Genomic DNA, 21,695 nt, shown 5'->3' on the forward strand with positions numbered 1-21,695 from the left:
GTCTGGTCGCGGCCGATGTCCCACCCCTGCCGTTTCAGGAGAGCATGCATCTTCCGCCGCCCGTAGACGCCGTAGTTCTCCGCATGCAGCCTGGCGACCTCGGGCACCAGCAGCTCGTCGCGCAGCTACCGGGCGGAGGCTACGCGGGTCTTCGCGGCGCGATACCCGCGGGACGTGATGAATCCCTGCACTGCCGGGCGCAGCGTCCGGCAGATGAGCTCGACCCCGAACCGCTCTCGATACTCGTCGATGAAGCGGATCATCTCGGTCAGGGCCGGTCGAGCTCCTTCGCGAAAAACACGCTCGCAGCCTTGAGGATCTCATTCGCCTTTCGCAGCTCGGCCACCTCGCGGCGCAGGCGCTTGTTCTCCTCAGCGACATCGCTCGGGACACCGGGCTTCGCGCCGGCGTCGACCTCGCGGCGGCGATGCCACACCCGCAGCGTCTCCGCGCTCATGCCGAGGAGCCCCGCAACATGCCGCACGGCGGACATCAGATTCGAGTGCTCACCGGAGGCCTTGGCCTCATCGAGCATCCGCAGCGCGCGCTCGCGCATCTCGGGAGAGTACTTCTGGTTCATCGTGTTCCATCCTTGCTTCAAGAACGGAACGAAACCCAGGCCGATTCAATGACGACGATGACGACGAGGTCAAGGTTGCCGGCAAGAAGGTCGGCGTGTGGACAGTCGCAGGCGTCACCCTTGCCAACGGCGGCGACAACATCGGCGTCTACACCCCTGTCTTCCTCAGCGTGGAACCTCTCGCAGTAGTCGCCTACTGCATCATCTTCCTCGCGCTCGTCGCGGTCCTGGTGGCCCTGGCAAAGTTCGTCGCCACCCGCCCCCCGATCGCCGAAGTGCTCGAACGCTGGGAGCACATCCTCTTCCCCATCGTTCTCATCGGCCTCGGCATCGTGATCCTCGTCAGCGGCGGAGCCTTCGGACTCTGACGTAGCGGCAGCGATCCAAACGGCCCCGACCGGGCGCACCCCTCTCGGTTCAGACCGCGACACCTACCTGCAGCCAGTCCTGCGTGATCGCGGCAACAAGACCGCCACGCAGCGCTGCAAAAACCCCGCCACCAAGCGAACGAAGCCACAGACATGGTTGGTCGGCGCTCGAAGGCCCGCCGCTATGGCTTGTCGAAACCTCCTAACGGCGGGCACTTTCGGCGGACCTGGGGTAGTGAGCGCCGTTCTCTTGGAGAAATCTCCGTCGCGTCTAGTTGTCTATCGCGGTCAACCCACTGTCGTCGAAGACCAGTATTGCGCCGTCGTTTGTGGTCGCGAGCGCTTGTGCGGAGCCATTGGTGACGCCGGCGGGAACCCACTCGGCGTTGGATCCTGTACTGCCCCAGATCTGCCCGCCGCGGCCGACACCGACCAGCTGTTTGCCGTCAGGCGATACGGCGAGGAGGTAGAGCGCAGGTGCGTCGTTCAGGGGCGCGAAGGTGGCGCCCTCATCAGTGCTGATTTGCAGCCCGTCTGGGGTGGCAGCGATCAGTTGTCCCGCGTTGTCGAGGACGAGGCTGAACGCCAGGATTTCTCCGACCGGCGACCAGGTCTCACCGAGATCGTCGGTGCGGAGGAGCTCCGCGGAGTCCGAGGCGATCCCGTAGAGGGTGTCGTTCTTCCCGGCGGCAAGGACGTGGAAGTCTTTCTCGCCAGTGAACGAGACGGGCGTCCAAGATCTGGCGCTGTCGTCGCTCCGGATGATTCCGAGGTTGGGGGAGCCGAGTTCTGGGGGCGTGGTCGGTCCGGGATGCCCGGACGCGAGGAGAGCGTCACCGACGGTGATGAGGCCCATCGCGTCGAAGTCGGTGGTCTCGATTCGGGAGCCGACCTCGCCATCGGATGTGGCCGTGTAGATCCCGTCATGGGCGCCCAGGAGGTACCCGTCCTCTGCGGGGTTGGGCACGATCGCGTGAACGTGGCTGATGGTGGTGGGCTCGGCGGGTGCGGTGCACCCGGCCAGCACGATGCTGGCCGAGATCGTTGTCGCGACCGTGAGTGCCGCACGGCGTCGCGTTCGGAAGGTGGGCAGCATGGACGTCTTGAGGGTTCGCATGATGGTGTGCGCAACAGATTATTGGGTGGGGTGCGGGAGTCCCGCACCCCACCCACAGGGATCAGAGAGTTGCGAGGATCTCCTTCATGGTGGCGATTTCTTCGGTTTGCGCGTCGATGATCGTCTCAGCGAGTGCGACGGCGTCGCTGTTCTGACCGTTGTCGACTTCTTCCTGTGCCATGTCGACAGCGCCCTCGTGGTGCTGGATCATCTGCTCGAGGAACAGAGCGCCAGCATCGGGACCGGTGGCGCCTTCGAGGGCCTGCATGTCGTCCTCGGACATCATGCCGTCGCCATGATCCATGCCACCCATGTTGCCCATGTCCGCATCCCAGTCCTCGAGCCATTGGTCCATCTTCTGGATCTCGGGCTCCTGTGCGGCCTTGATCTCTTCCGCGAGAGCGACGACGCGCTCATCGACGCCGTCCTTGCTGAGGAGGACGTCGGACATCTCGATGGCCTGTGCGTGGTGCTCTTTCATCATGCTGGCGAACATGATGTCGGCGTCATTGGCGTCTACTGTGTCGGCGGGTGCGGACGAGCTTCCGCCGTGGTCCATGCCTTCCATGCCGTCGCCGGAACCGGTGTTTCCGGCGCAGCCGGTGAGAGCGAGCAGAGCTGTGAGGGTGAGTGCGGCGATCGCCGCGGGTCGAATCTTCATGAGTGTTCTCCAAGGGTCGGTGATGAGGCCCGGCTACTGCCGGTGCCAGGGGTGCGTGCCCGCAGAGCGGGCTAGCGCGCCATCACGTGCGCCTGATGCAGAGGACCGTGAGAGAGGGGGGTGGCGGGAGGGCGTGAGCGCGGGCGGGCCAGCGCGTCGTCGCGGCCGTGAGCATTTCGATCAGTGTCGAGTGCCGCCAGCCGAGCCCGATCCGTCCGAGCAGGATTGTGGCGACCAGGGGCGCGAGGACGCACGCCATCCACGTCATCGAGTCCGTGCCCCCGCACGTCGCGCATCCCGCGTCCACTTGAGGTGAGTCCGGCAAGACGGCGGAAGCGGACGCATCGCGATGATGGTCGGACGCTCCGGCTTGAGTGCTGACAGCGACGGTGTCGTGGTGGCCGGCAGTTGTCGCGTGCGAGTTGAAGGAGTGCATCGCCAGCAGGCCGACGATGATGCCCACGGCGACCGCGATGACGGCCAAGACGGTGTGAGTGAGCGTGCGCGGTCCCCGCACCTGTTGTGCGACGTTGATCAGCGACATACTCACCTCCCGTTCCTATCAGCCTACGTCCGTCGTCCCGACTGTTTCTTGCTACTTGCTGGCCACTGCGTCGGGGCGCAGGTCCAGCCGGCGCAGCAGCTGCGCGTTGAGCGCGACGACGATGGTCGACAACGACATCAGCACGGCACCCACGGACATCGGGAGCACGAAACCGATGGGGGCGAGTACGCCTGCTGCGAGCGGGACGGAGAGGAGGTTGTAGCCGGCGGCCCACCAGAGGTTCTGCTTCATCTTCCGGTAGCTGGCTCGGGACAGTTCGATCACCGAGAGCACCGACCGGGGGTCGTCGCTGGCGAGGATGACGCCGGCGGAGGCGATCGCGACATCCGTTCCCGCACCGATGGCGATACCGACATCCGCCTGCGCGAGCGCAGGCGCATCGTTCACACCGTCTCCGACCATCGCGACCTTCCGGCCTTCGCCTTGCAGCTCTTTGACCTTCGAGGCCTTGTCCTCCGGTCGCACCCCGGCGAAGTAACGATCGATGCCCAGCTCGCCCGCCACGGAGGCGGCGACCGCATCGGCATCACCGGTGATCATGACCACCTGCACACCGCGCTCATGGAGGGCCTCGACTGCGTGACGCGACTCGGAGCGGATCTCGTCTGCCAGGCGTAGAGCGCCCGCAACCTTGCCGTCGACGAGGACGTGGAGGATGATCGCACCCTCATTGCGCCACTCGTCGGCAACCGGCAGCTCGTGGGCGTTCTCCTGCTCGAGCATGTACGGTCCACCGACTTGCACAACGTGTCCATCGACACGCGCACGAACTCCGACAGCCGGGGACGACTCGAAGTCAGAGGACGCGGGAACGGTGAGGTTCTTCTCCTTGGCCGCGTTCACGATCGCGCGGGCGAGGGGGTGCTCGGAGTCCGCTTCCGCGGCCGCAGCCCACGCCAGCAACTGGTCGGAATCGGTGCCGGAGACGGGGTCGATCGCGGTAACGGCGGGGGTGCCCTTAGTGAGGGTGCCGGTCTTGTCGAACAGGACCGTGTCGACGGTACGCATGCTCTCCAGCGCGAGACGATCCTTGATCAGCACACCCCCACGGGCGGCGCGCTCCGTCGCGATCGACACAACCAGTGGGATCGCCAAGCCGAGAGCGTGCGGGCAGGCGATTACGAGCACGGTGATCGTGCGGATCACCGCGGCGTCGGGCTGGCCGACGACCGTCCACACGATCGCGGTGATCGCGGCAGCGCCGAGCGCGAACCAGAACAACCACCCCGCCGCCTTATCCGCGAGCCGTTGCGCCCGCGACGACGAACTCTGCGCCTCGGTAACTAGCTTCTGAATCCCCGCCAGAGCAGTGTCCTCACCGATCGCAGTGATCTCCACCCGCACACCAGAATCGGTCGCGACCGTGCCGGCGATCACCTGATCGCCGTCGCTACGGCGCACCGGCCGGGACTCGCCAGTGATCATCGACTCGTCCATGCTCGCCGAGCCCTGCACGATCCGCCCGTCCGCGGGGACCCGCCCGCCGGGGCGCACCACCACGACATCCCCCACCAGCAAGTCAGCAGGCGCGACAGTGGTTGTCGTGTCGCCCTCTACCTTCTCCGCCTCATCGGGCAGCAGAGCGGCGAGGGAATCCAGTGCCGAGGTGGTCTGCGCGAGAGAGCGCATCTCGATCCAGTGACCAAGCAGCATGATCACGATCAGCAGGGCCAGCTCCCACCAGAAATCCAACTCGTGGTGCAACAGGCCCAGACTCGCACCCCATGACGCGAGGAACGCCACCGTGATCGCGAGGGCGATCAGCAGCATCATCCCGGGCTTACGGGCGCGAAGCTCACTCACCGCGCCGGTGAGGAACGGGGCACCGCCCCACACATACATGACGGTTCCGAGAACCGGGGAGATCCACCCGACCCAGGCGGTGTCTGGCAGTGGGTATCCGAGCAGCATCGAGAACATCATCGAGAACCCGACAACCGGGACCGCGAGGATCAGCATGATCCAGAACAACCGCCGGAACTGGCCCACATGATCACCGTGGCCACCATGTCCGCCGTGACCACCATGACTGCCGTGCCCACCATGTTCGCCATGTTCTTGAGGAGCGCCGTGATCGTGGCTCATCGCCGCGTGCTCATGCTGGGTCGTCGGCGCGCTGCCGTGGTTCTCGTGCGCGGCGTGATGGGCGTGTTCGTCGTGCTGGCTCATCGGAACTCCTTGCTCGGATGCGCCCGGGGGAGCCGGGTGCAGACGGATAGCGACTCAGGCTTGGCTGGTCGCGAGGGTATACCCGGCCTCTTCAACCGCGGCCTTCACGGCAGCGGGGTCGACCGGGGCTGCGCTGTGGATGGTCACGCGGGAGATGCCGCCAGCGTTCAGGTCGACGTCGACGGACTCGACACCGGCCACAGCCGTCAGCTCCTCACTGACGCTTGACACGCAGTGCGAGCACGTCATCCCCGCAACCAAGACCTCTTCTGAGGACGCGGACAAAGCGGCGGCGGGCGCGGATGCCTCGGTGTTCGTTGGGACAGCGCAGCACGCGCACCCAGCGCCTGCATCCTTCAGTCCGAGTTCAATGCGATCAGTCATCGTGTGCTCCTTCAAGTAGACAGACGTGGCGGTTATGAACGGACCAGGCGGGCGATCGCTTCGTTGGCCTCGCGGACCTTCTCCGCCGCAACCTCGCCGCCCTCAGCGCTGGCCTCGGCAACGCAATGACTCAGATGATCGCCCAGCAGTGACAACGCCACCGTTTCCAGCGCTCTCGTCGCCGCAGAAACTTGCGTGAGGATGTCGATGCAGTACTTGTCTTCGTCGACCATCCGTGCGATCCCTCGCACCTGACCCTCGACGCGACTCAACCCCTTACGCAGATCAGCCTTGTTGTCGGTGTACCCGTTCATACATACACGATACCCCCAAGGGGTATCTAACTCAAGGCCTGACGTTCGCATTCCCGTGTGATTGGGCATCTTGCGGTGGCCGAGCACTCGGGGCGCTTGATCTTCAGGATGGGTCGCCGTTGATAGCCCGCGCCACGGTCTCGGCGCACCAGTCAGGATCACTCAGCGGGAGCTGGTGTCCACCCTTATGAGTCAAGGCCGTGAGGTTCGGATAGGAGCACGCGAGTCGATCGGCCCGACCGGGCGCCGGCACGGGGTCATCTATGCCGTTGACCAGAAGGACGGCTATGTTGCGCTGACCGAGGGTGTCCAGTGCGGGCAGCCAGTCATCTGACATCACGATCGAGTTCAAGGCGCCGGTGTACGAAAGCCACGTGTGCCTGACACCGTCTCGGGCGACGGGCACGGGCAGCGATGGATTCAAAGCGACGGCAACATAGGAGGCAAAGAGTCGATGGCGGCACATCCATGAGCAAACCAGATGGGCGATTGGGCCCGCGGCCAGCAGAGTCTCGAACCAGCCCATTCCCGCGACTCGTTGCCGAGCTTCTTGCTCTGACACGAACAGCGGGGCGTCGAAGGCGATCACCCCCGCAACGGTGACCGCGATGTCGGCGGCGCCGGCGGCGGTGATGATCGCGAGGGAGGCGCCCATCGAGTGGCCAACCAGAGTCACGGGGCGAGATGCGAAGCAGGAAGAGGACAACACGTCGATGATCGCGTTCTGATGATCGGAAATTCCGAATAGAGCTTCACTGTCGGGTTCAACCATCGAGTGACCGAACCCGAGCGGATCGATCACGACGACGGTCGCGATATCGCCGAGCCGATCGAAAGCGGCACCGTAGAACGATCCGCTTGCTGCGATGCCGGGCAGCAAGACCACCACTGCGTCACCGGTCCCGAATGTTCGAATGCTGAGCGGTCCGTGTTGCAAAACCACTCCCGCCCCGGGCCGCCAACGGGCACGTCGGCGGGACAGCAAGTGAGTCCCTCCCCACATTGCGGCTGCTGCGCCCAGGATGGCCACGAAAACACGCTCCGCTGGCGTCGTCTTCGAGTTCGATGTCATCCGACTTTTCCTCTCTCTTACCGGGGCTCATGATGTCACCCCCTTGACCGAAGAGGCAGAGCGACAAGTACAGGCTCACCTATCCGTGCAGCAGACCCCTCCACATGTTTTCGCTTTTGGAATCTAAAACCCGCGGACTAGCCGTCTAGCCAACAGTCGCGCCGAAGCCCGAGATTGTGCCATTTGCATACAATTTAGCTGTCATAGATACTCCATACGAAATACCCGCGCCACAGTGCCTGAAGTCCGCGGTCCACCAGATAGCGAGATCGATGCAGTCCCCTATCGCAATTCTGCGTCCCCGTCGATCGGCGCAGCTGCGTCTCGTGTTTCCTCCTTGATCCATGAACGCCAGTCGGTCTCGTAGAGATCGGGGCGTGGAGTTGCGGCAATATGGCCTGTGCCGCATTCACCCCGGTAGTGCGTCGTTTCGATGCGTTGCCGCACGAGGGCAGCTCGTTCATGCCACCCGATGGGGCCGAGGCCCTGATCCTCATCGCTGAAGGAGGCAGTCCGTGCGCTCATCAGTGCGGTGAGTTCTTCAACGATCGCTGGGTGTCGGAACCAGCACGACGGGAGCGTCTTCGTCGAGATGCCGTACCGGTCCGTCCACCACTCCACAAACACGCGCAGACGTTCCCACGTCGTCGCCCGCTCTTCACCGGTGAGTTCTTCCCACCGGATCGCGCCGGCTGGTGGCAGCAGCTCGTCGAGTTGGCTTCGATCGCCGAAGTCGACCGTGTCCGCACCCTCGAGGTCCGGATCCAGGTCCGGTCGCGCGTCGTCTTCGAGATCTGCGGGCATCGCGAAATCGCTCAGCCAGTCTTGCAAGCCCTCATCGGCGATCATGTTGCGTCTCCGTCCCCCGTATCGATCGTGATCCCGAGCGCTCGCTCGAGCTGGCGACGCACAATCCGGATCGCGCGCTCGGTCGCGTCCTGGCGCGACACGAGCCCGCGCAGCATCGCATCTTGGTCGAGGATGCGATGCACCGCTTCGTGACAGACCGGGTGCATCGCCACGAGGTCGCTGTCGGCCTCATGCGCCTCCCACGAGCCGTCGGGCCGCTGGCGCACACCTCGATAGCTGACGTGGTGGAGTTCGAGCTCGCGCGGAGTTGTCACCTCGCGGCGGCACACCTCGCAGCACAGCCGGGCCGGGTCTTGAAAGTACCGTGCTCGTCGCGCGAACCACGCGCGCGAGCGGAGGTAGCCGCTGCGGTAGCCCGCAGCGGCTGGGGAGGGTTTACGACCATTGCTCATTCGGTCGAGTTTCCCCGAGCCGCCTCGGCAAGTCGTGCAAACGCCGCGGCCTGTTGCGCTTCGGTGCGCTTTTTCCCCGCCGAGATCTCGCCGACGTCGGCGCGCTCGGTCCAGCCCGGCATGTCATGCAGCACGCCGCGTCGGTTCTTGTACGCGAGGATGCCCATGCCCGTGGGAAGTCGCCGCAGTTCGTCAGCGCTCACGACCGGCAGGCGCTCAAATGAGTCGTTGAAGCTCGTCGACATCCCGGAGCCCGACGTGCGAGAGGTCTGCCGGACTTTCCTGGTGCCGAGGAGCCCTTCGACGTCGCGGAGGTGGTCGATGTTCGAAGCGCCGCCAAGGAGCACCTTGGCAATCGATGACGACCAGATCGTTTCCGCCTCCGCAGGCGACCACGCGGTCTCCGCCTGCGAGAGTGCCTGGAGCACAACCAGCGTCCAAATGCCGATACCACCACCATCCGACAACACCGTCGGTAGCGCACGCCATGAGAACATGTTCGCCAGCTCGTCCAGAATGAGCCCCAGCGGCGGGTCCAGTCGCGAGCCTGGCAGCGTGAGCGCTTTGCGACGCGCGCGCTCGACGATGTCATCGAGCACGGCACCCAGGAAACCACCGGATGCGCCAGCGCCCGAGCGGGTGCCCACGAGATACAGCGTGTTCCGGCCAGCGAGGAACTCGTCCGGGTCGAATAGCGGATCGTGCTTTGTCGGGATCATCGTGCGCGCGATCGACGGCATCCGCAGCGGGGCGAGCGCCGTCTCCACACCCATCCACTTCGACTGCAGCAGCTTCGGGTCGGCGTCGAGCGTGGCCTCGAGGGTGTCTGCCCAGCCCGCGGGCCCGTCCGACCGCAAAACCTCGACCGCTGGCCGTGCCAGTGCCGCCGCGGCACCCCAGTCGCGCAGCGCGGTCACGTCCTTGCCCGACACTGCAGCGGCGAGGAGGAGCTGCGCGACGATCTTTTCGGCTTCCTGTGCCCACTCGCTGTTCGTCGTCGACGAGCCGAGCGCGGTGCCGCCCATGATCGCGCTTGCACGCTGTTGCGCGACGAGCGGGTCCTGGCAGCCGGTGATCGGGCTGATGCGCATCGAGTGGTCGATGCCGGTGAGCCCCTGCGGGTCAAATACGGTGACCTGTCCGACTTGCTCGCGCATGGCCATGGTCGCGGCGAGGTTGTCGTTGCGAGTGGAGGTCGTGATGAGCGGGCCTGGCCAGTCGATGATCGCGGAAATCAACAGCCGGTAGCCCTTGCCCGAGCGGGGCGCACCCTCGACGACCACGGAGTCCTCGGTCGACAAGTACACCGGCACACCGTGGCTCTCCCCGATCTTCACGCCCACGTCTTCCGGTGTGGGCGACGTCAACGTCGGGCGGACGGTGCCAGCGCTTTTCAGACGTGCTTTGGCGCCGAGGTGCTGCTGCACCTCCCGGCGGGACGCGAGGCCGTCACGACGGCCCAGGTCACGCGCGAGCCACTTTTCGCTGCGGCGATAGCGTGCCCACGCGGTGATCGTCCACACTGCGGCGACCACAATCGCGACGGCGACGACGAGCACGCCGATCCGGGCGGCCCATACTGGTGTCGTGCCGCCACACGCGGCCGCATCGAGCGCGCCGTCGCCCGTGATGAGGGCGCTGAACCCGCCCCACAGGCCGTCTGGGACACTGTGACAGGCGATGCCGGCCACGAGCGCGACAACCACCCAGCTCAGCGCCGCGACCGCGCCACCACTGAGCGCGACCCAGAGAATCAGGGTCGCAAATGGTGAGGGTCCTTGCAGTCCGCGCATTAGCAGCCTTCCTGAGTAATCGTGCAGCGCACCTCGACCACATCGTCAACGCGTGCCTGATGGTCGTCGCCACGCTCCACACTCGCCAACGCAGCGGGACTCGCGCCGGTGTCCTCGAGCGTGCTGACCTCGGGGTCGAGCTCCTGCCACGCAGCCAGGACGTCCTCGTCTGCGCTGCTCATTGCGGTATTCGCGGTCTCGATCAGGCCCGCGAGGTCGGGGTACAGCGCCGAGCCCGGTTGCACGGTTGGCGCAGTCGTGCGCAGGTGTTCGACCGCGTCGGCCCATGCCTGCGCCGCCTCGCTGTACCCGGTCGCGGCCGTCGCGCACACTGCCTCGAGGGCACTGGCGGGGCAGCCGTCGCGGTACGCGGCCGCGAGTGAGGTGAAGTAGGTCTCGTACACCTCCAGCGCGGTCGCGTAGCGGGCTCGGTGGTCGGGCGTGAACAGGTCGATGCAGCCGGCATCGTCCTCGCAGGTGAACGCGACGCCTTCACCCGTGTCGACGCGCTCACCTTTCGTGATCACCCGCGCGGCGTCCATCGCTGTCGCGGCGTCCGTCACGAACGTCTCGCGTGCCTGCGCGAACACCGGCACGCGTTCGCACAACGCCGTGGCCTGGTCGACGTTCTCACGCAGCTGCTGCACGACCGTGCTGCTGTCGGCGCGCAACGTCGCGAACGTGTCCTGTTGTGCCACCAGCTCCTGCAGTGCCGCCGAGGACGTCTGCCCGGTCGACGCGCGCAGATCAGGGGCCGCGGCCGCCTCGAGTTCAGCGACCGCGGTCGCCGAGGCCGGCACCGTGTCGCACGCGGCGGTGAACGCCTGCGACGTCGACGAGGTCAGCGCCAGAAACGACCCCGTCTGCGCGAGCACGTCCGCGGGGTCGGTAAAGCCGTTCGCGGTCGTGAGCCGATCCGGCGACCACACACTCGCCCACGAGGTCAGACCACTCACGAACTCCGCCGCAACTGCGTCATCGTTCGCGGTGCTCACCGCAGCGCTGATCGGGAAAACGGCGACTCCGGCGACCGCGACGACCGCGGCACCGGCCAACAGGGCGATGCGCTGCTTCCGACTCATGCGTGGCCGTCGCCGCTTGCGCGGCCGCGCTGACTCGTCCTCTGATTCGGTGTCCTCCGGCACACCAGGCAGCTCGCTCGGCTGGGCCTCGTCGGTCGGATCGTCCACCGCGACCAGGTCAACGCCGAAATCGCTAGGCACCTCTTCCCCCGCCTCTCGGATTCCCTCTTCTTGCTCACGCGTGTGCATCGCCTGATCCGTGTTGAAGATTCGTTTCTCCCACGGCGTCGAGATCGGCATCGTGTCCACAAGCGTCGCACGCTCCCCGATCGAGACCACACACTGCCCCTTCGCCAGCGTGCCAATCAGCTCCGCCTGCGATTCCGTGAGTCCGACCGCGCGCGCGGACGCCGCGAGCTGCCCACGCTCCTGCGCGAACGAGATCTTCACGGCGAAGCCCTTCGCGAGTTCCTCGGCGAGGGTGCGTTCTTTCGATCCCTCGGCACCAACGGCCTCGAAGTCGCCGCCCTCGTGGACAACAAGGAGCTGGCAAATGCCGAACTCGCCCGCGAGCTTCTGCTGGAGCCGTTGTGACTCGAGCGCGGCCACGGATGACATGTCCCGCCACCCCTCTTCGCGGGCCACGATCCATTTCCGGCCAGATTCTTTGTCCTGCAGGATGGACTGGACCCAGGACTGGGTGATCGCCTGGGTGATTGCCAGCGCGGTCTCGCCGCGCAGCGACATCGAGTAGGTGTCGAACACGATGTACGGGCTGTTTGCGTCGAGGGTTGCAGTTGAGGTGTCCTCAAACATGCCCGCGAGATCCCCGTCGACGAGGCGCCGCAGCGTATGCCAGAGCTGCTTCGCTTCGTCGCGGACATCGCCGAGTTCCTCCGGCTTGCGATCGCCGGTAACGATCTGGCCGAGCAGGTGGTACACCCGACGAATCGTCGGCTCGCCGCTCGTCTCGTGGTCAGCGGTGTCGAGGGCCCACTGGATCACGGAGCGTTCCGAGGCGCGCAGCTCGTCACTTTTGCCGAGCAGGATCGACACAATCTGCTGCAGCAGCGCACTACGGCGCTGGTTGACGTTGATGTCCCACACATCTTGCGGCATCGAGTCCGGCTTCGTACCCGCGTCGAGTCCGTTGATGCGCAGGTTCGAGCCCGGCGCACCCACCTCGAACACGGTGCCGCCGAGGGCGTGGGCGAGGGCTTTGTGCTCGCCTTTGGAGTCCGACGTGTTGATCGCCTGGTAGCCGACGGAGACGAGGTTCTGTACGAACCGCTTCAAGAAGAACGACTTCCCTTGCCGGTAACCGCCCATGATCAACATGCCCGTCGAGGGAATCAGCCCGCGCTCGTACCACTGCCACGGGTCGAAACACCAAAGGTTTTCGGTCTCTCGGTCGATGCCCAGGGGCACCCCCAACGGCTCGATCGGTCGGGCTCCGGTGACGTACGGGTACAGGCCCGCCGCTTCTACGGATGAGAACCGGTGCGCGAGCTGTCGGATGGGGGTGATTGACCTGAACCCGCCCGCCGCCGGCGAGGCCACGGTCGGACCATCACGGTGCGCGCGCGGCGCCGATGGCAAGTTCGACGTCGTCAGCGACGCCGTCGTGTCCGGTAGCGCGGACGGTCGCCGCAGCTGCTGTTGCACGGCACGATGATGGTCTCGTCGGGTGCGTTTGTCGGCGCGCTGGTCGAGGTAGCTGACGACGTGCCGGCGATGTTTCTGCGCCATTAGCCGAGTCCTTCCCCGTTTGGGATCGCGGTCATCATCAGGGCTTCCGCCTGCTGGCTATAGAGTGTGTGTGCTTCCAGGCCGGCGTTGGACAGGTGCGTGTGCATCGCGGACGACGCCCGATCGAGTTCCTCGAGCGAGGTAGCGGAGAGCGTGAGGTAGGCGGCGACTTCGAATTCCCCCTGCCCCGCGACCAGCCGCTGCTCTTGTTCGATGAGCAACTCCCACTCGTGCTTTTCTGCTTCCGAGGTGATCTGTCCACGCTTTAGCCGGGTGCGGTCGCGGGCTTCCCAGGCCTTTTTCTGGTCCCGGATGCGCGACATCGCCTTCCCGATCGGCACCGGTGCCTCGACAATCGCGAGCGTGTGGCGGATCGGATCGCCCTCCGGTGTTGACCCGGAAATCACCCGGTCCAGCACGCCGGGCCGTACGAGGAACTGCGGCCACTGCACAATCCATACGGTGCGGTGCACCCCGGAATCGGTGAGGACGTACGAGCGTTCCTCGTCGAGTGCCATGACGGCTTCGCCGCCCGGCGCGACCTCACCACGTCCCTCGGCCTCCCGGGCCTGCAGGAGCGTGGTCATGGCGGGATCGAGCTGCATGCGCGCGAGTCCACGCACCTCGCCGGGCGTGAGCCAGCGCAGGTTCGTGAATCCTGCCTCGAGCACGGCGTGGCGCAGTGCCGTCATTTCTCCCTCGAGGACTCGGCCGAGGCCGGCTTCCCCGCCACCGGCGGCGCGAATCTGTTCCTGTAGTTCCCCCAGGTCAAAGGTCCACGCCATCTGCGTGCGATGCTCCCGCAGCTCAGGCTCGGCGATCTTGAATGACTGCCAGAGCGACTCGTGTACCTCCGGTGCCGCACCAGGCCAGGTCGTCGCCGCGCGTCGAGCAACACGCTCTGCCGCATAGGACGAGCCGGTGAGGGTGCGTTCGGTTTGCGTGAACCGCTTGATGCCTTTGCGCAGCGTCCACGAGCGGTGGATCGCCGCGAGACCCTGCACCTTGTCATCCTGTCGGCGCGCGGAGGCGGCGAGAAACCCCTCGGCGGCGACCTCCGCGATCACCGTCACGGTCCGCTTCGCGGTGTCGTGCAAGACGGCGGCGCCGTCCATCCCGCTGAGCAGTCGCACGTTCTGGAGTCGGCCGGGGAGCGTGAGATAGCCGTCGCGCGCCAGAGCGCGCGACGCTTCCGCGTCGGGCCGGTGCCGATAGCTCGTTTGCCCGCGCAGCTTTCGCCACCGAAAGACGGCTTCGCGCCACACAATGATCGGCCCGGGGGTGCCTCGAACGGTGATGAATCCCGTCACCGCGATTGGTCCCCACAGCGGCGATGACGCCGCGAGCCAGACGAGACCGGCATCGGACCGCGTCATCGGGATCAACGCGATCGCGCCGGCGACTGCGATGGTGAGGATGTTGGTTAAGTAGAGGCTGCCCCAGATGCCCTGGTTCACCAGACGGGGCAGCGCGAGGTGCAGCGGTCCATCGGAAGTGCTCATTACCGGCTCCTAGCTTTCTTTCGTCGGTGAGGTCGTTGTGGTCGAGTTGGCAGCCGCGCGCTTGTCGAGGCCGCCTTTCCCGGCTGGTGGGGTGACCGACGGCGTGGGCTTGCCAGTCGTCGTCCGTGAGGTCGACGACGCCGGTGAGCTGGCGTCGTGCCGGCCTCGGGCTGCGAGGCTGCTCCCGCCACCAGAGCTGGTGCCGCTGCTCCCGGCGTTGGTGCTCCCAGCACCTGCTCGGGCGCCGCGACCGCCGCCACGGCCACCACCACCGCCGCGAACGATGTTCATGCCTCGACCACCAAGTCGGCCGCCGGCGCCGAGGGTTTCTCGGCCGCCTGCGTCGTTGTCGAGGCCGAAGAAGTTGAACATCGCGAACACGGCAAAGGGCACGATGATGACCATGACCAGGCCAATCGCGTAGGGCAGGCCCTCCATCTCCCAGAAGCCCGCGCCCGAGCGCAAGAGCCCACCGAGCATCATGGCGACGTACATCACCATAAGTGGCTTCATCAGCAGAATCATCGCGGTGAGTTTTGCCCAGGAGAGAATGATCTCCTTGCCAACGCCCACGGGCAGCATCACGAACGCGAGGGGCGCGGCCGCGATGAGGATCTGCAGCATGATGTTGCGAATGATGTTGATCGCGATCACCACGAGCGCGGCAAGGAGCACGAGCACGAGGATGATCAGGAACAGCGACGGCGCCGCTTGCGCCGCCATCGCGTCGGCGTAGGCCTCACCCTGTTCTTGTGCGTTCAGCTCACCGGCTTGCCACGCCTGGACCTCGTCTCCGCTGACGGGGACGAGGAAGTTAAACAGCGCAACCGACATGTCTTCGCCCCCGAGCGCGAGCTCGAGGATGGGTTTCGTGGTGGTATCGACAATGTCGAGGCCCGTCCCGACGATCCAGATGGACACGAGGCAGGCGGGGACGGAGAATGCGACGCCGAGCACGCCGCGCATGATTTCTTCTCGGCGCTGTTTCACAGCACCCTTGGTGACGGCGATGATGCCGACGAGGATGACGCCCGCCGCCGAGGTGATCCCCAGCCAGAACGCGCTTATGGTCACCGCATTATCCCAATAGCTCGAGTCACTCGTGACCGAGCCAAGGTCGAGTGCCCACGTGAGCACGTCGATAATCCACTGCATCATGTCCATGAAGAAGCGCACGATCGCTTCGTCCATGATGCAGCCGACGTCGCCGAGGCCGCAGCCGGCCTCGTACTTATCGTCCGCGGCCAGTAGTACGCCGTCCATGACCCTGTCCCCTTCGGCTCGCGGTGCGGGTTAGAAGATCTGGAAGTTGACCGCCCACGCCGCCAGGCCGGTGAGCGAGCCGAGGATCACCATTGCGCCGATGCACCAGCCCAGAGCGGATGCCCCGGTCTCGCGCACGTTCGCGGGGAGTGAGCGGATCGTCATCATGCCCACGGCGACCACCGTTGCCAACAGCGCAAGACCAAACGCGACACCCAAGACAATCGCTACGAGCCGCCACATCGCGTCGGCAAACGGGGAGTCCATGTCCGGGTCGACATCGGGAATCGTCACCGCTGGCAGCGGCCCGACGGCGAGGAGGTCGGGGATTGGGAGCGTGAGGAGTTCGGTGAGCATGGGCGTCCTTTCAACGGAGGGTGTACTGCGGGGTTGGAGTGGTCATTCGTAGTCTTTGAACGTGCCGCCCTGCCACTGGCAGATCGGCTCAGGCGGGTCAGCATCGGTCGGGCCGTGACAGATCACCGACAGGGAGAAGCTGACCGTGCGGATGCCGGAGTTTGGCGCGGTGTCGACTTCGTCGGCCAGCTCCGGATCGGTTTCCGCAGCCGCGGGCCGCTGACGCACTTCAACGACGACGGTGACGATGTTCCGGTCGTAGCGCTCGCCAGTGTTGATGTCGGTGATCTCGAGGTCGTCGTCGTCGAGTTGCGAGGTGCCCCACATCTCGTGCTCGTCGTTGAGCTTCGTCTCGATCACGGTCGCGGCTTGTACCATGCCATTCTGCTCGTAGCTCCACCAGGTGCTCTCCGTTGGCACGAAGCAGTCATCGAGGCGGAGGATTGCCTGCTGCTTGATCGCCTGCCAGTCCTTTTGGAGTGCCTGTGGCGAGTTGTTCCGCAGGAACGGGTAGGGTCGCTCGCCACCGGCAGGATCGGTCCACGCTGCCGCGTTGTCTTCGAGTTCGGTCCGCGTCGTGGTTGCGGCGTCCCAGGTGCACAGTGACTGGATGAGCGTGCTCGCGTACTCGCGCGGATCGTCGGTCACGATCGGCCGGATGATGTCACCGCTGCCAGGGGTCACGCTCGGTGCAGCGCTCGAGGCCGCGTCGGGCGTGGAGACTGGGGCCACGGTTTCCGACGTTTGTGGGCGGAGTATCAGCCAGCCCAGCGCCACGGTGATGACCAGCGAGATCGCGACGGCGGTGAGGAGCTGGCGGGTGGAGAGGGTGCTGATCCAGGTTTTGAGTCGGTCGAACCACTTCATGAGGTGGTGTCCTTTCTCAGGTCGTTGGTCGATGTGCCGCCAGTGTCTCGGCGGCCACCGACGCCAAGCGGCGCACGGCTGGGTAGCGATTCGAGACGGTCTTCTTCGTGAGGCCCAGCTCAGCGGCAACCTCGCTTCGGGTGAGGGGGTTGCCGGTGAGCAGCTTCGTAATGACTCCGTGCCACGGGCGAAAATCCGCGGGCAAACACGAAAGAATTTCGCTCGCCATTTCCTGTGGCGTGATCGCGGTACCCGACAGCTGCTCCGCTCGATGGGTCGCAGTGACGATGACGTGGGCGAGGTCGGTGACGGTCGCGTGGATTTCTTGAACGCGACGCTCCGAGAGGTGGTGCAGCTGTGCAGCTTGGCGCGTAGTGAGGTCGCCGATGGTCACCTCGAGCATGACTTGCCATTCGGTCTCAGAGACGGCCGCGTGGAGCGCCTGAAGGACGACTGCCGCGCTGTGCCGCCCGACGAGGCGATCGAGCACATCGTCCGAGTCGAGGCGCACACGGTCGGCGATGTGTGGCTCACCGACGTCGTCGGCGATACGGCCCTGCTCGTGGCGGCCGTCGCCATGGATGACTCGCTGCACGGCGATGCGCACGAACCCGCGTGCCCAGGCCTGCAGCGGCCCCCGTGCCGGGTCGTACGTCCCGCGCTTTTGCCATGCCTCGGTCGCCGCGAGCTGCAGCACGTCATCGACCTGATGCGCTCGCACCCGGCCTGCTGCCCATGCACGCCGAGACTGGACAGCGGCCATAATCGCCGTGCCGGTCACCTCGGCCCGCAGCTGCTCGCTCATCCCACCGCACCCGTTCGATCCTGCAGCGCGCTCGGCTCGCCGCTCGCTTGCCAGGTGCGGCCCACTCCCGCACCCACCATGTGCCCGGGCACCCCGTCGCGCTCGACGGCGCCGCAGCCCGAGCCACACGTGCGATCGCCGTTGCGGAACCCCGCGACTCCGGCCGGCGGCAGACCGGTCAACGGCGCGTTCCAGGCGTGGCCATCGCTGGCGCAATGCGCCTGCGCTGCGACGACCCGGGCCGCGGTGTCCGCGGCAGTGTCGAACCCGCACCAGCGGCACCGGTCGCTACCCGTCGTGTCGTGGCCATCGGCCGCGGCGCAGCAGGTCGCCGCGTGCTCCGCGGCGTGCTCCTCGGCGTCGACGCCGCAACGAACACACGCCATCCCGCCATCGGCGGTGGCGCGCCACTGATGCCCGATGCGCTGGCACTGCCGGGTCACCGCATCACGGAGCACCGCGACCGACGACCCCGGCGCCGACCCCGCCTCGCCCGAACCACGCTCCACCGGCTCCAGGTGCCGAGCCGGGCCCGCCGGGAACTCCCCGGGATTCGCAGTGACCGCGCTCGCCACGAACGCGACCGGGTGCACCGGCGGCGTCGACGCCCGGCCAAGCACCGTGACGATCGCCAGCTCGAGATCCACGCCCTTCGCCAGCGGCCCGAGCCGCCGCTGCAACTCGTCGACGTCGACGCCGAACACCCGCCGCCCGGGGACAACCACGTCCCCACTCGATGAAATTTCATCATCATCATCGGGTTGTGTCGCAACGACCGCTCGCGCGGTCTGTTGGTCACCTACTGATGATGATGATGCTTGTTTTGTTTTATTAGTCTTGTTAAGGGGCGGAAAACCAATGCTTGGTTTTCCGCCTTGGTTTTCCCCCGCAGGCGCAACCAAGGCGGATTTCCCGCCTTGGTCTTCCGATACCTGTGGATAACCCAAGGCGGATTTCCCGCCTTGGTTTTTCTGCCCCGCTGCCTGTGGATAGACCAAGGCCGATTTTCCGCCTTGGTCGTCAACTTCCGCATCCTGCTGCGGATCGCGCGATGGCTTCACTTCTGCAACCGGCATGGACGTCGCGGCGGGCATGATCGGGTTGTCGTCAACGACCGGTGCGAGAGCCGCCAGGCTCGGTTCGAGCACCTCGTACTGGATACGCTTTGCGCCGCCGATCTTCCGGCCGGTGGCCGTGACCGTGCCCGCGGGCCAACGGCCTTCGATCTTGCGGAGGTACCCGTGCTCGATGAGTTCGTTGATCGCGCTCGTGAGCGCGTCCTTGCGCATGTTGCGGCCCTTCATGATGGCCGACCGGCTCACCGCGAACCCCGGCGCGTGTTGCCTGATCCACAGATAGACCAACAGCGCTCCCTCGCTCACACGCGTGTCATTGAGCCACGCGCTCGCGACCATTGAGAAGTCGCGGTCGAGCGTTGTGCGTTGTCGGATGAACTCCTGCGATGTGTCGCTCATCGTGTCACCACCGTTCTGCTCGGTTCTGTTGCCGACTCGTCGAACGCGACCGGCTCACGTTTGCGCGCCTCCGCGAGCCGTCGCTGGACCGTTCGCATTGACACGTCGTGGCCGGCTTCCGCGAGGAGGTCAGCGAGGGTTTCCTTTGAGGTGTCACGGCCGGCTCGCGCGCGTGTCACGATCCACTCGACTTGCGAGGCAGGTTCGTCTGGCACCGACTCGATGGCGCGCAGGCGTGGCGCGCTTGTCGTGGAGGTATCTTCGCTCGTTGTCGTGCCATCGTCAGCCGTGCCGACGGTGTCATCGGCAATGTCGTCGCGCACCGCACCTTCAGCCTTGAGCTCTCCCTCGGTGGCCCCAATGGCCGGTGACTCGGGCGTCGTGTCATGGCCCTTGTCACCAGTGAGTACCTGGGCTGTCACGCTCGTGTCACCAGGCCCTGTCACGTCGTCATTGAGACGTGTCATGCCCGAATCACTTCGCCCCGCGGGCGGGTCGTCGGCCTGTGACACGACCGCTGACGCAGCTGTCGCCACGAAGGCCGGCTCACGGTGTGGTGCTACCGGTTGTGTCGCGGGCGAGCCTGCTGGCGTGGACGTAGTAGGGCGCGTGACAGGGGCCGGTGTCGTGTCATCGGCTGGGAGCGGCTGTCGCGGCTCAGGTTCGGGTTCGGGCTCCCGCGTCATGGTGTCCGGTTCCAGCGCCGGCGTACGTCCTGCGAGCAGCCGCACGAGCATCTCGCTTGACAGCAGCAATCCAATTGGCGGGAGCGCGCCTACCAAGATGGCGAACTCGACGCTCACGCCTTGACGCACATCGAGGACCGCCACGGTATGAACACCGTTACCGACGATCGACACGATCGCGAAGAAGGCCAACGTGATCCACGGCCACGTTGTCTGCTGGCGACCCTGACCACGCCACGCAAAAATGACGAGCATCGCCGTGACGATCGAACCGTCCACGATGAGGGGCCACGCCCACGCGATCTCGCGCGGGATACCGGAACGTGCCGCGAGGTCGCTTAATGCGGCGAAACTGATGGCGAAGGCAAGGAATGCGATCCCCGCGACGAGGATCGCAGCGACGACCGTGAGCCACCGCGGCGTGACGAAGTTTCGAGCTGATGCCATTACCGGGCACCTCCAAGTTGCGTTGTTAACCTGCGGGCATGTTCGGGTTCGTAAGAGCGCTGCAGATCGTGCCGGTCTACGACCTCGACGACGGCACCGCGCTCATCAACCTGGGCCGCATTAGCTATGTAGGACCGCGGGGAACTGCCGGCCTGATCCGACAGGGCGTGGATGCACCCGCGTACTGGGTCGAGGCGCACATCCTCAGCTCGCACTTCCTGCGGCCAAGGAGCTGGATGCACTGTGCGGGCGGGATTGGACGGGGCCGCTACGACGACATCGCCGTCCTGTACATCGACGAGGTTTACGGCATCTGGCGGAAGCTCCCCCTCGAGTACCGCCCCTAACCCCTTACGCACCGGTCGTGTCATCGCTACTCCCCCAGGTTCGCCACGAGGGCTATGCCCGCCGCGCCTCGGGCTCTTGCGGCTCGGACTCATAACCCAAGGCGCGTTCAATCTCGGCTCGAGGGATTCGCCACTGCCCATTGATTGCCTTGTGCGCCTTCACTCGGCCACCCCGCACCCACACCCGCAGCGTCTCGGGTGTCAAGCCGGCCAACGCAGCCGCTTCGCGGATTGTTAGGTCTTCCCTTACGTTCATGCTCGTCTCCTCACACACTATTTGCCGTACGCTCGTACGCTTTCGCGTATGTTTCTACCATACGCATTCGCGTACGACTTGGTAGGATCACGCACATGAGCACCAATAGTGAAAGAATCGACCGCGCTTCAACAGATGTTCGCGATGACACGAACGCACGCATCCACGCCCGGCTCTTCCGCGCCAAACTCACCAAGAAGGCGCTAGCCGAAGGGCTCCATTTAGGCACGACAGCAACGTCACGCAAGTTGAACGGCCACGCGTCATGGACGCTGGAGGAACTGGTTCAGCTCTCAGATTTGCTCGATACGTCTGTCGCCTACCTCACCGGCGAGGTGGACGACGACACGCCGCTGCGGAAAACGCGGAACGCCCCGGCTCATGAGAGCCAGGGCGTTCGTGCCGCTTCTGCGGAATTGGTTGCGGGGGCAGGATTTGAACCTACGACCTCCGGGTTATGAGCCCGGCGAGCTACCGAACTGCTCCACCCCGCGGCACAAGAGAAAACATTACCGGATGTTTTCGTTGTTGTCCAGTTCACGTCCGCTTCACCCGAGATTCGGCGCGCGTACCCCGGAAAAGCGCCTCGCGGCGCACCCCGTAGTGGGCACGCCGCGAGGCTGACAATCCGAGC

At 65.6% G+C, this 21,695-nt stretch carries 22 protein-coding genes, 1 tRNA gene and 1 pseudogene; 2 read left to right on the forward strand and 22 right to left on the reverse strand.

Going from position 1 to position 21,695, the window contains the following annotated elements; genetic code table 11:
- Together QM019_RS12925 and QM019_RS08100 are read right to left on the reverse strand one after the other, a co-directional pair.
- Positions 1-107: IS3 family transposase (locus QM019_RS12925; RefSeq protein ID WP_428831962.1), on the reverse strand; the 107-nt coding region annotated here is incomplete at its 3' end.
- A 161-nt stretch (positions 108-268) separates the two neighbouring features.
- Positions 269-580 (reverse strand): transposase, encoded by a 312-nt coding sequence (locus tag QM019_RS08100; RefSeq protein WP_064914646.1) that lies wholly within the window; start codon positions 578-580, stop codon positions 269-271.
- A 47-nt stretch (positions 581-627) separates the two neighbouring features.
- Between QM019_RS08100 and QM019_RS08105 the strand changes: the two are divergent.
- A pseudogene (locus QM019_RS08105) lies at positions 628-948 on the forward strand (cadmium resistance transporter); the annotation flags it as partial.
- A 271-nt stretch (positions 949-1,219) separates the two neighbouring features.
- Here the strand turns inward: QM019_RS08105 and QM019_RS08110 are convergent.
- The 18 genes from QM019_RS08110 to QM019_RS08195 form a co-directional block, all read right to left on the reverse strand.
- Entirely contained in the window at positions 1,220-2,044 is an 825-nt protein-coding gene (locus QM019_RS08110) for a F510_1955 family glycosylhydrolase (protein WP_282826738.1), read from the reverse strand.
- A gap of 82 nt (positions 2,045-2,126) precedes the next feature.
- On the reverse strand, positions 2,127-2,726 hold the full coding sequence (locus QM019_RS08115) for a DUF305 domain-containing protein (protein ID WP_271986249.1): 600 nt from the start codon (positions 2,724-2,726) through the stop codon (positions 2,127-2,129).
- 82 nt (positions 2,727-2,808) lie between these two features.
- Positions 2,809-3,270, reverse strand: coding sequence for a DUF6153 family protein (locus QM019_RS08120; protein ID WP_282852576.1), 462 nt, complete (start codon positions 3,268-3,270; stop codon positions 2,809-2,811).
- A 51-nt stretch (positions 3,271-3,321) separates the two neighbouring features.
- A complete protein-coding gene (locus QM019_RS08125; protein ID WP_282852577.1) occupies positions 3,322-5,460 on the reverse strand; it encodes a heavy metal translocating P-type ATPase in 2,139 nt (712 codons plus the stop codon).
- Between the two features lie 54 nt (positions 5,461-5,514).
- Positions 5,515-5,844: a cation transporter gene (locus QM019_RS08130; protein ID WP_193128566.1), complete on the reverse strand. Its 330-nt coding sequence runs from the start codon at positions 5,842-5,844 to the stop codon at positions 5,515-5,517.
- A 32-nt stretch (positions 5,845-5,876) separates the two neighbouring features.
- Positions 5,877-6,158 (reverse strand): metal-sensitive transcriptional regulator, encoded by a 282-nt coding sequence (locus tag QM019_RS08135; RefSeq protein WP_282852578.1) that lies wholly within the window; start codon positions 6,156-6,158, stop codon positions 5,877-5,879.
- Positions 6,159-6,261: 103 nt separating this feature from the next.
- Complete coding sequence (locus tag QM019_RS08140) at positions 6,262-7,047, reverse strand: alpha/beta fold hydrolase (protein ID WP_282852579.1); 786 nt, start codon at positions 7,045-7,047, stop codon at positions 6,262-6,264.
- A gap of 465 nt (positions 7,048-7,512) precedes the next feature.
- Entirely contained in the window at positions 7,513-8,079 is a 567-nt protein-coding gene (locus tag QM019_RS08145) for a hypothetical protein (RefSeq protein ID WP_282826724.1), read from the reverse strand.
- A complete protein-coding gene (locus QM019_RS08150; RefSeq protein ID WP_282826722.1) occupies positions 8,076-8,492 on the reverse strand; it encodes a hypothetical protein in 417 nt (138 codons plus the stop codon). The genes QM019_RS08145 and QM019_RS08150 overlap by 4 nt, the downstream gene beginning before the upstream one ends.
- A complete protein-coding gene (locus QM019_RS08155) occupies positions 8,489-10,285 on the reverse strand; it encodes a type IV secretory system conjugative DNA transfer family protein (RefSeq protein WP_282826720.1) in 1,797 nt (598 codons plus the stop codon). The genes QM019_RS08150 and QM019_RS08155 overlap by 4 nt, the downstream gene beginning before the upstream one ends.
- Entirely contained in the window at positions 10,285-13,056 is a 2,772-nt protein-coding gene (locus QM019_RS08160; protein WP_282826718.1) for a hypothetical protein, read from the reverse strand. Before QM019_RS08160 ends, QM019_RS08155 begins: the two co-directional genes overlap by 1 nt.
- Positions 13,056-14,513, reverse strand: a complete 1,458-nt coding sequence (locus QM019_RS08165) for an SCO6880 family protein (protein WP_282852580.1) — start codon at positions 14,511-14,513, stop codon at positions 13,056-13,058. Before QM019_RS08165 ends, QM019_RS08160 begins: the two co-directional genes overlap by 1 nt.
- 54 nt (positions 14,514-14,567) lie before the next feature.
- On the reverse strand, positions 14,568-15,821 hold the full coding sequence (locus QM019_RS08170; RefSeq protein WP_282826714.1) for a hypothetical protein: 1,254 nt from the start codon (positions 15,819-15,821) through the stop codon (positions 14,568-14,570).
- A gap of 30 nt (positions 15,822-15,851) precedes the next feature.
- Positions 15,852-16,178, reverse strand: a complete 327-nt coding sequence (locus QM019_RS08175; protein WP_282826711.1) for a hypothetical protein — start codon at positions 16,176-16,178, stop codon at positions 15,852-15,854.
- 42 nt (positions 16,179-16,220) lie between these two features.
- Complete coding sequence (locus QM019_RS08180) at positions 16,221-17,045, reverse strand: hypothetical protein (RefSeq protein ID WP_282826709.1); 825 nt, start codon at positions 17,043-17,045, stop codon at positions 16,221-16,223.
- 16 nt (positions 17,046-17,061) lie between these two features.
- Complete coding sequence (locus tag QM019_RS08185) at positions 17,062-17,850, reverse strand: RNA polymerase sigma factor (RefSeq protein ID WP_282826707.1); 789 nt, start codon at positions 17,848-17,850, stop codon at positions 17,062-17,064.
- Entirely contained in the window at positions 17,847-19,325 is a 1,479-nt protein-coding gene (locus QM019_RS08190; RefSeq protein ID WP_282826705.1) for a helix-turn-helix domain-containing protein, read from the reverse strand. The genes QM019_RS08185 and QM019_RS08190 overlap by 4 nt, the downstream gene beginning before the upstream one ends.
- Positions 19,322-20,458, reverse strand: coding sequence for a DUF2637 domain-containing protein (locus tag QM019_RS08195; protein WP_282826703.1), 1,137 nt, complete (start codon positions 20,456-20,458; stop codon positions 19,322-19,324). Before QM019_RS08195 ends, QM019_RS08190 begins: the two co-directional genes overlap by 4 nt.
- A gap of 38 nt (positions 20,459-20,496) precedes the next feature.
- On the opposite strand from QM019_RS08195, the gene QM019_RS08200 reads away from it, so the two are divergent.
- A complete protein-coding gene (locus tag QM019_RS08200; RefSeq protein ID WP_282826701.1) occupies positions 20,497-20,805 on the forward strand; it encodes a hypothetical protein in 309 nt (102 codons plus the stop codon).
- 52 nt (positions 20,806-20,857) lie between these two features.
- On the opposite strand, the gene QM019_RS12930 is transcribed toward QM019_RS08200, so the two are convergent.
- On the reverse strand, positions 20,858-21,061 hold the full coding sequence (locus tag QM019_RS12930; protein ID WP_428831915.1) for a helix-turn-helix domain-containing protein: 204 nt from the start codon (positions 21,059-21,061) through the stop codon (positions 20,858-20,860).
- Positions 21,062-21,478: 417 nt separating this feature from the next.
- Positions 21,479-21,555: transfer RNA gene (locus QM019_RS08205), tRNA-Met, on the reverse strand.
- Positions 21,556-21,695 lie beyond the last annotated feature (140 nt).

Source organism: Gulosibacter sediminis (genome assembly GCF_030011715.1).
GTDB lineage: Bacteria > Actinomycetota > Actinomycetes > Actinomycetales > Microbacteriaceae > Gulosibacter > Gulosibacter sediminis.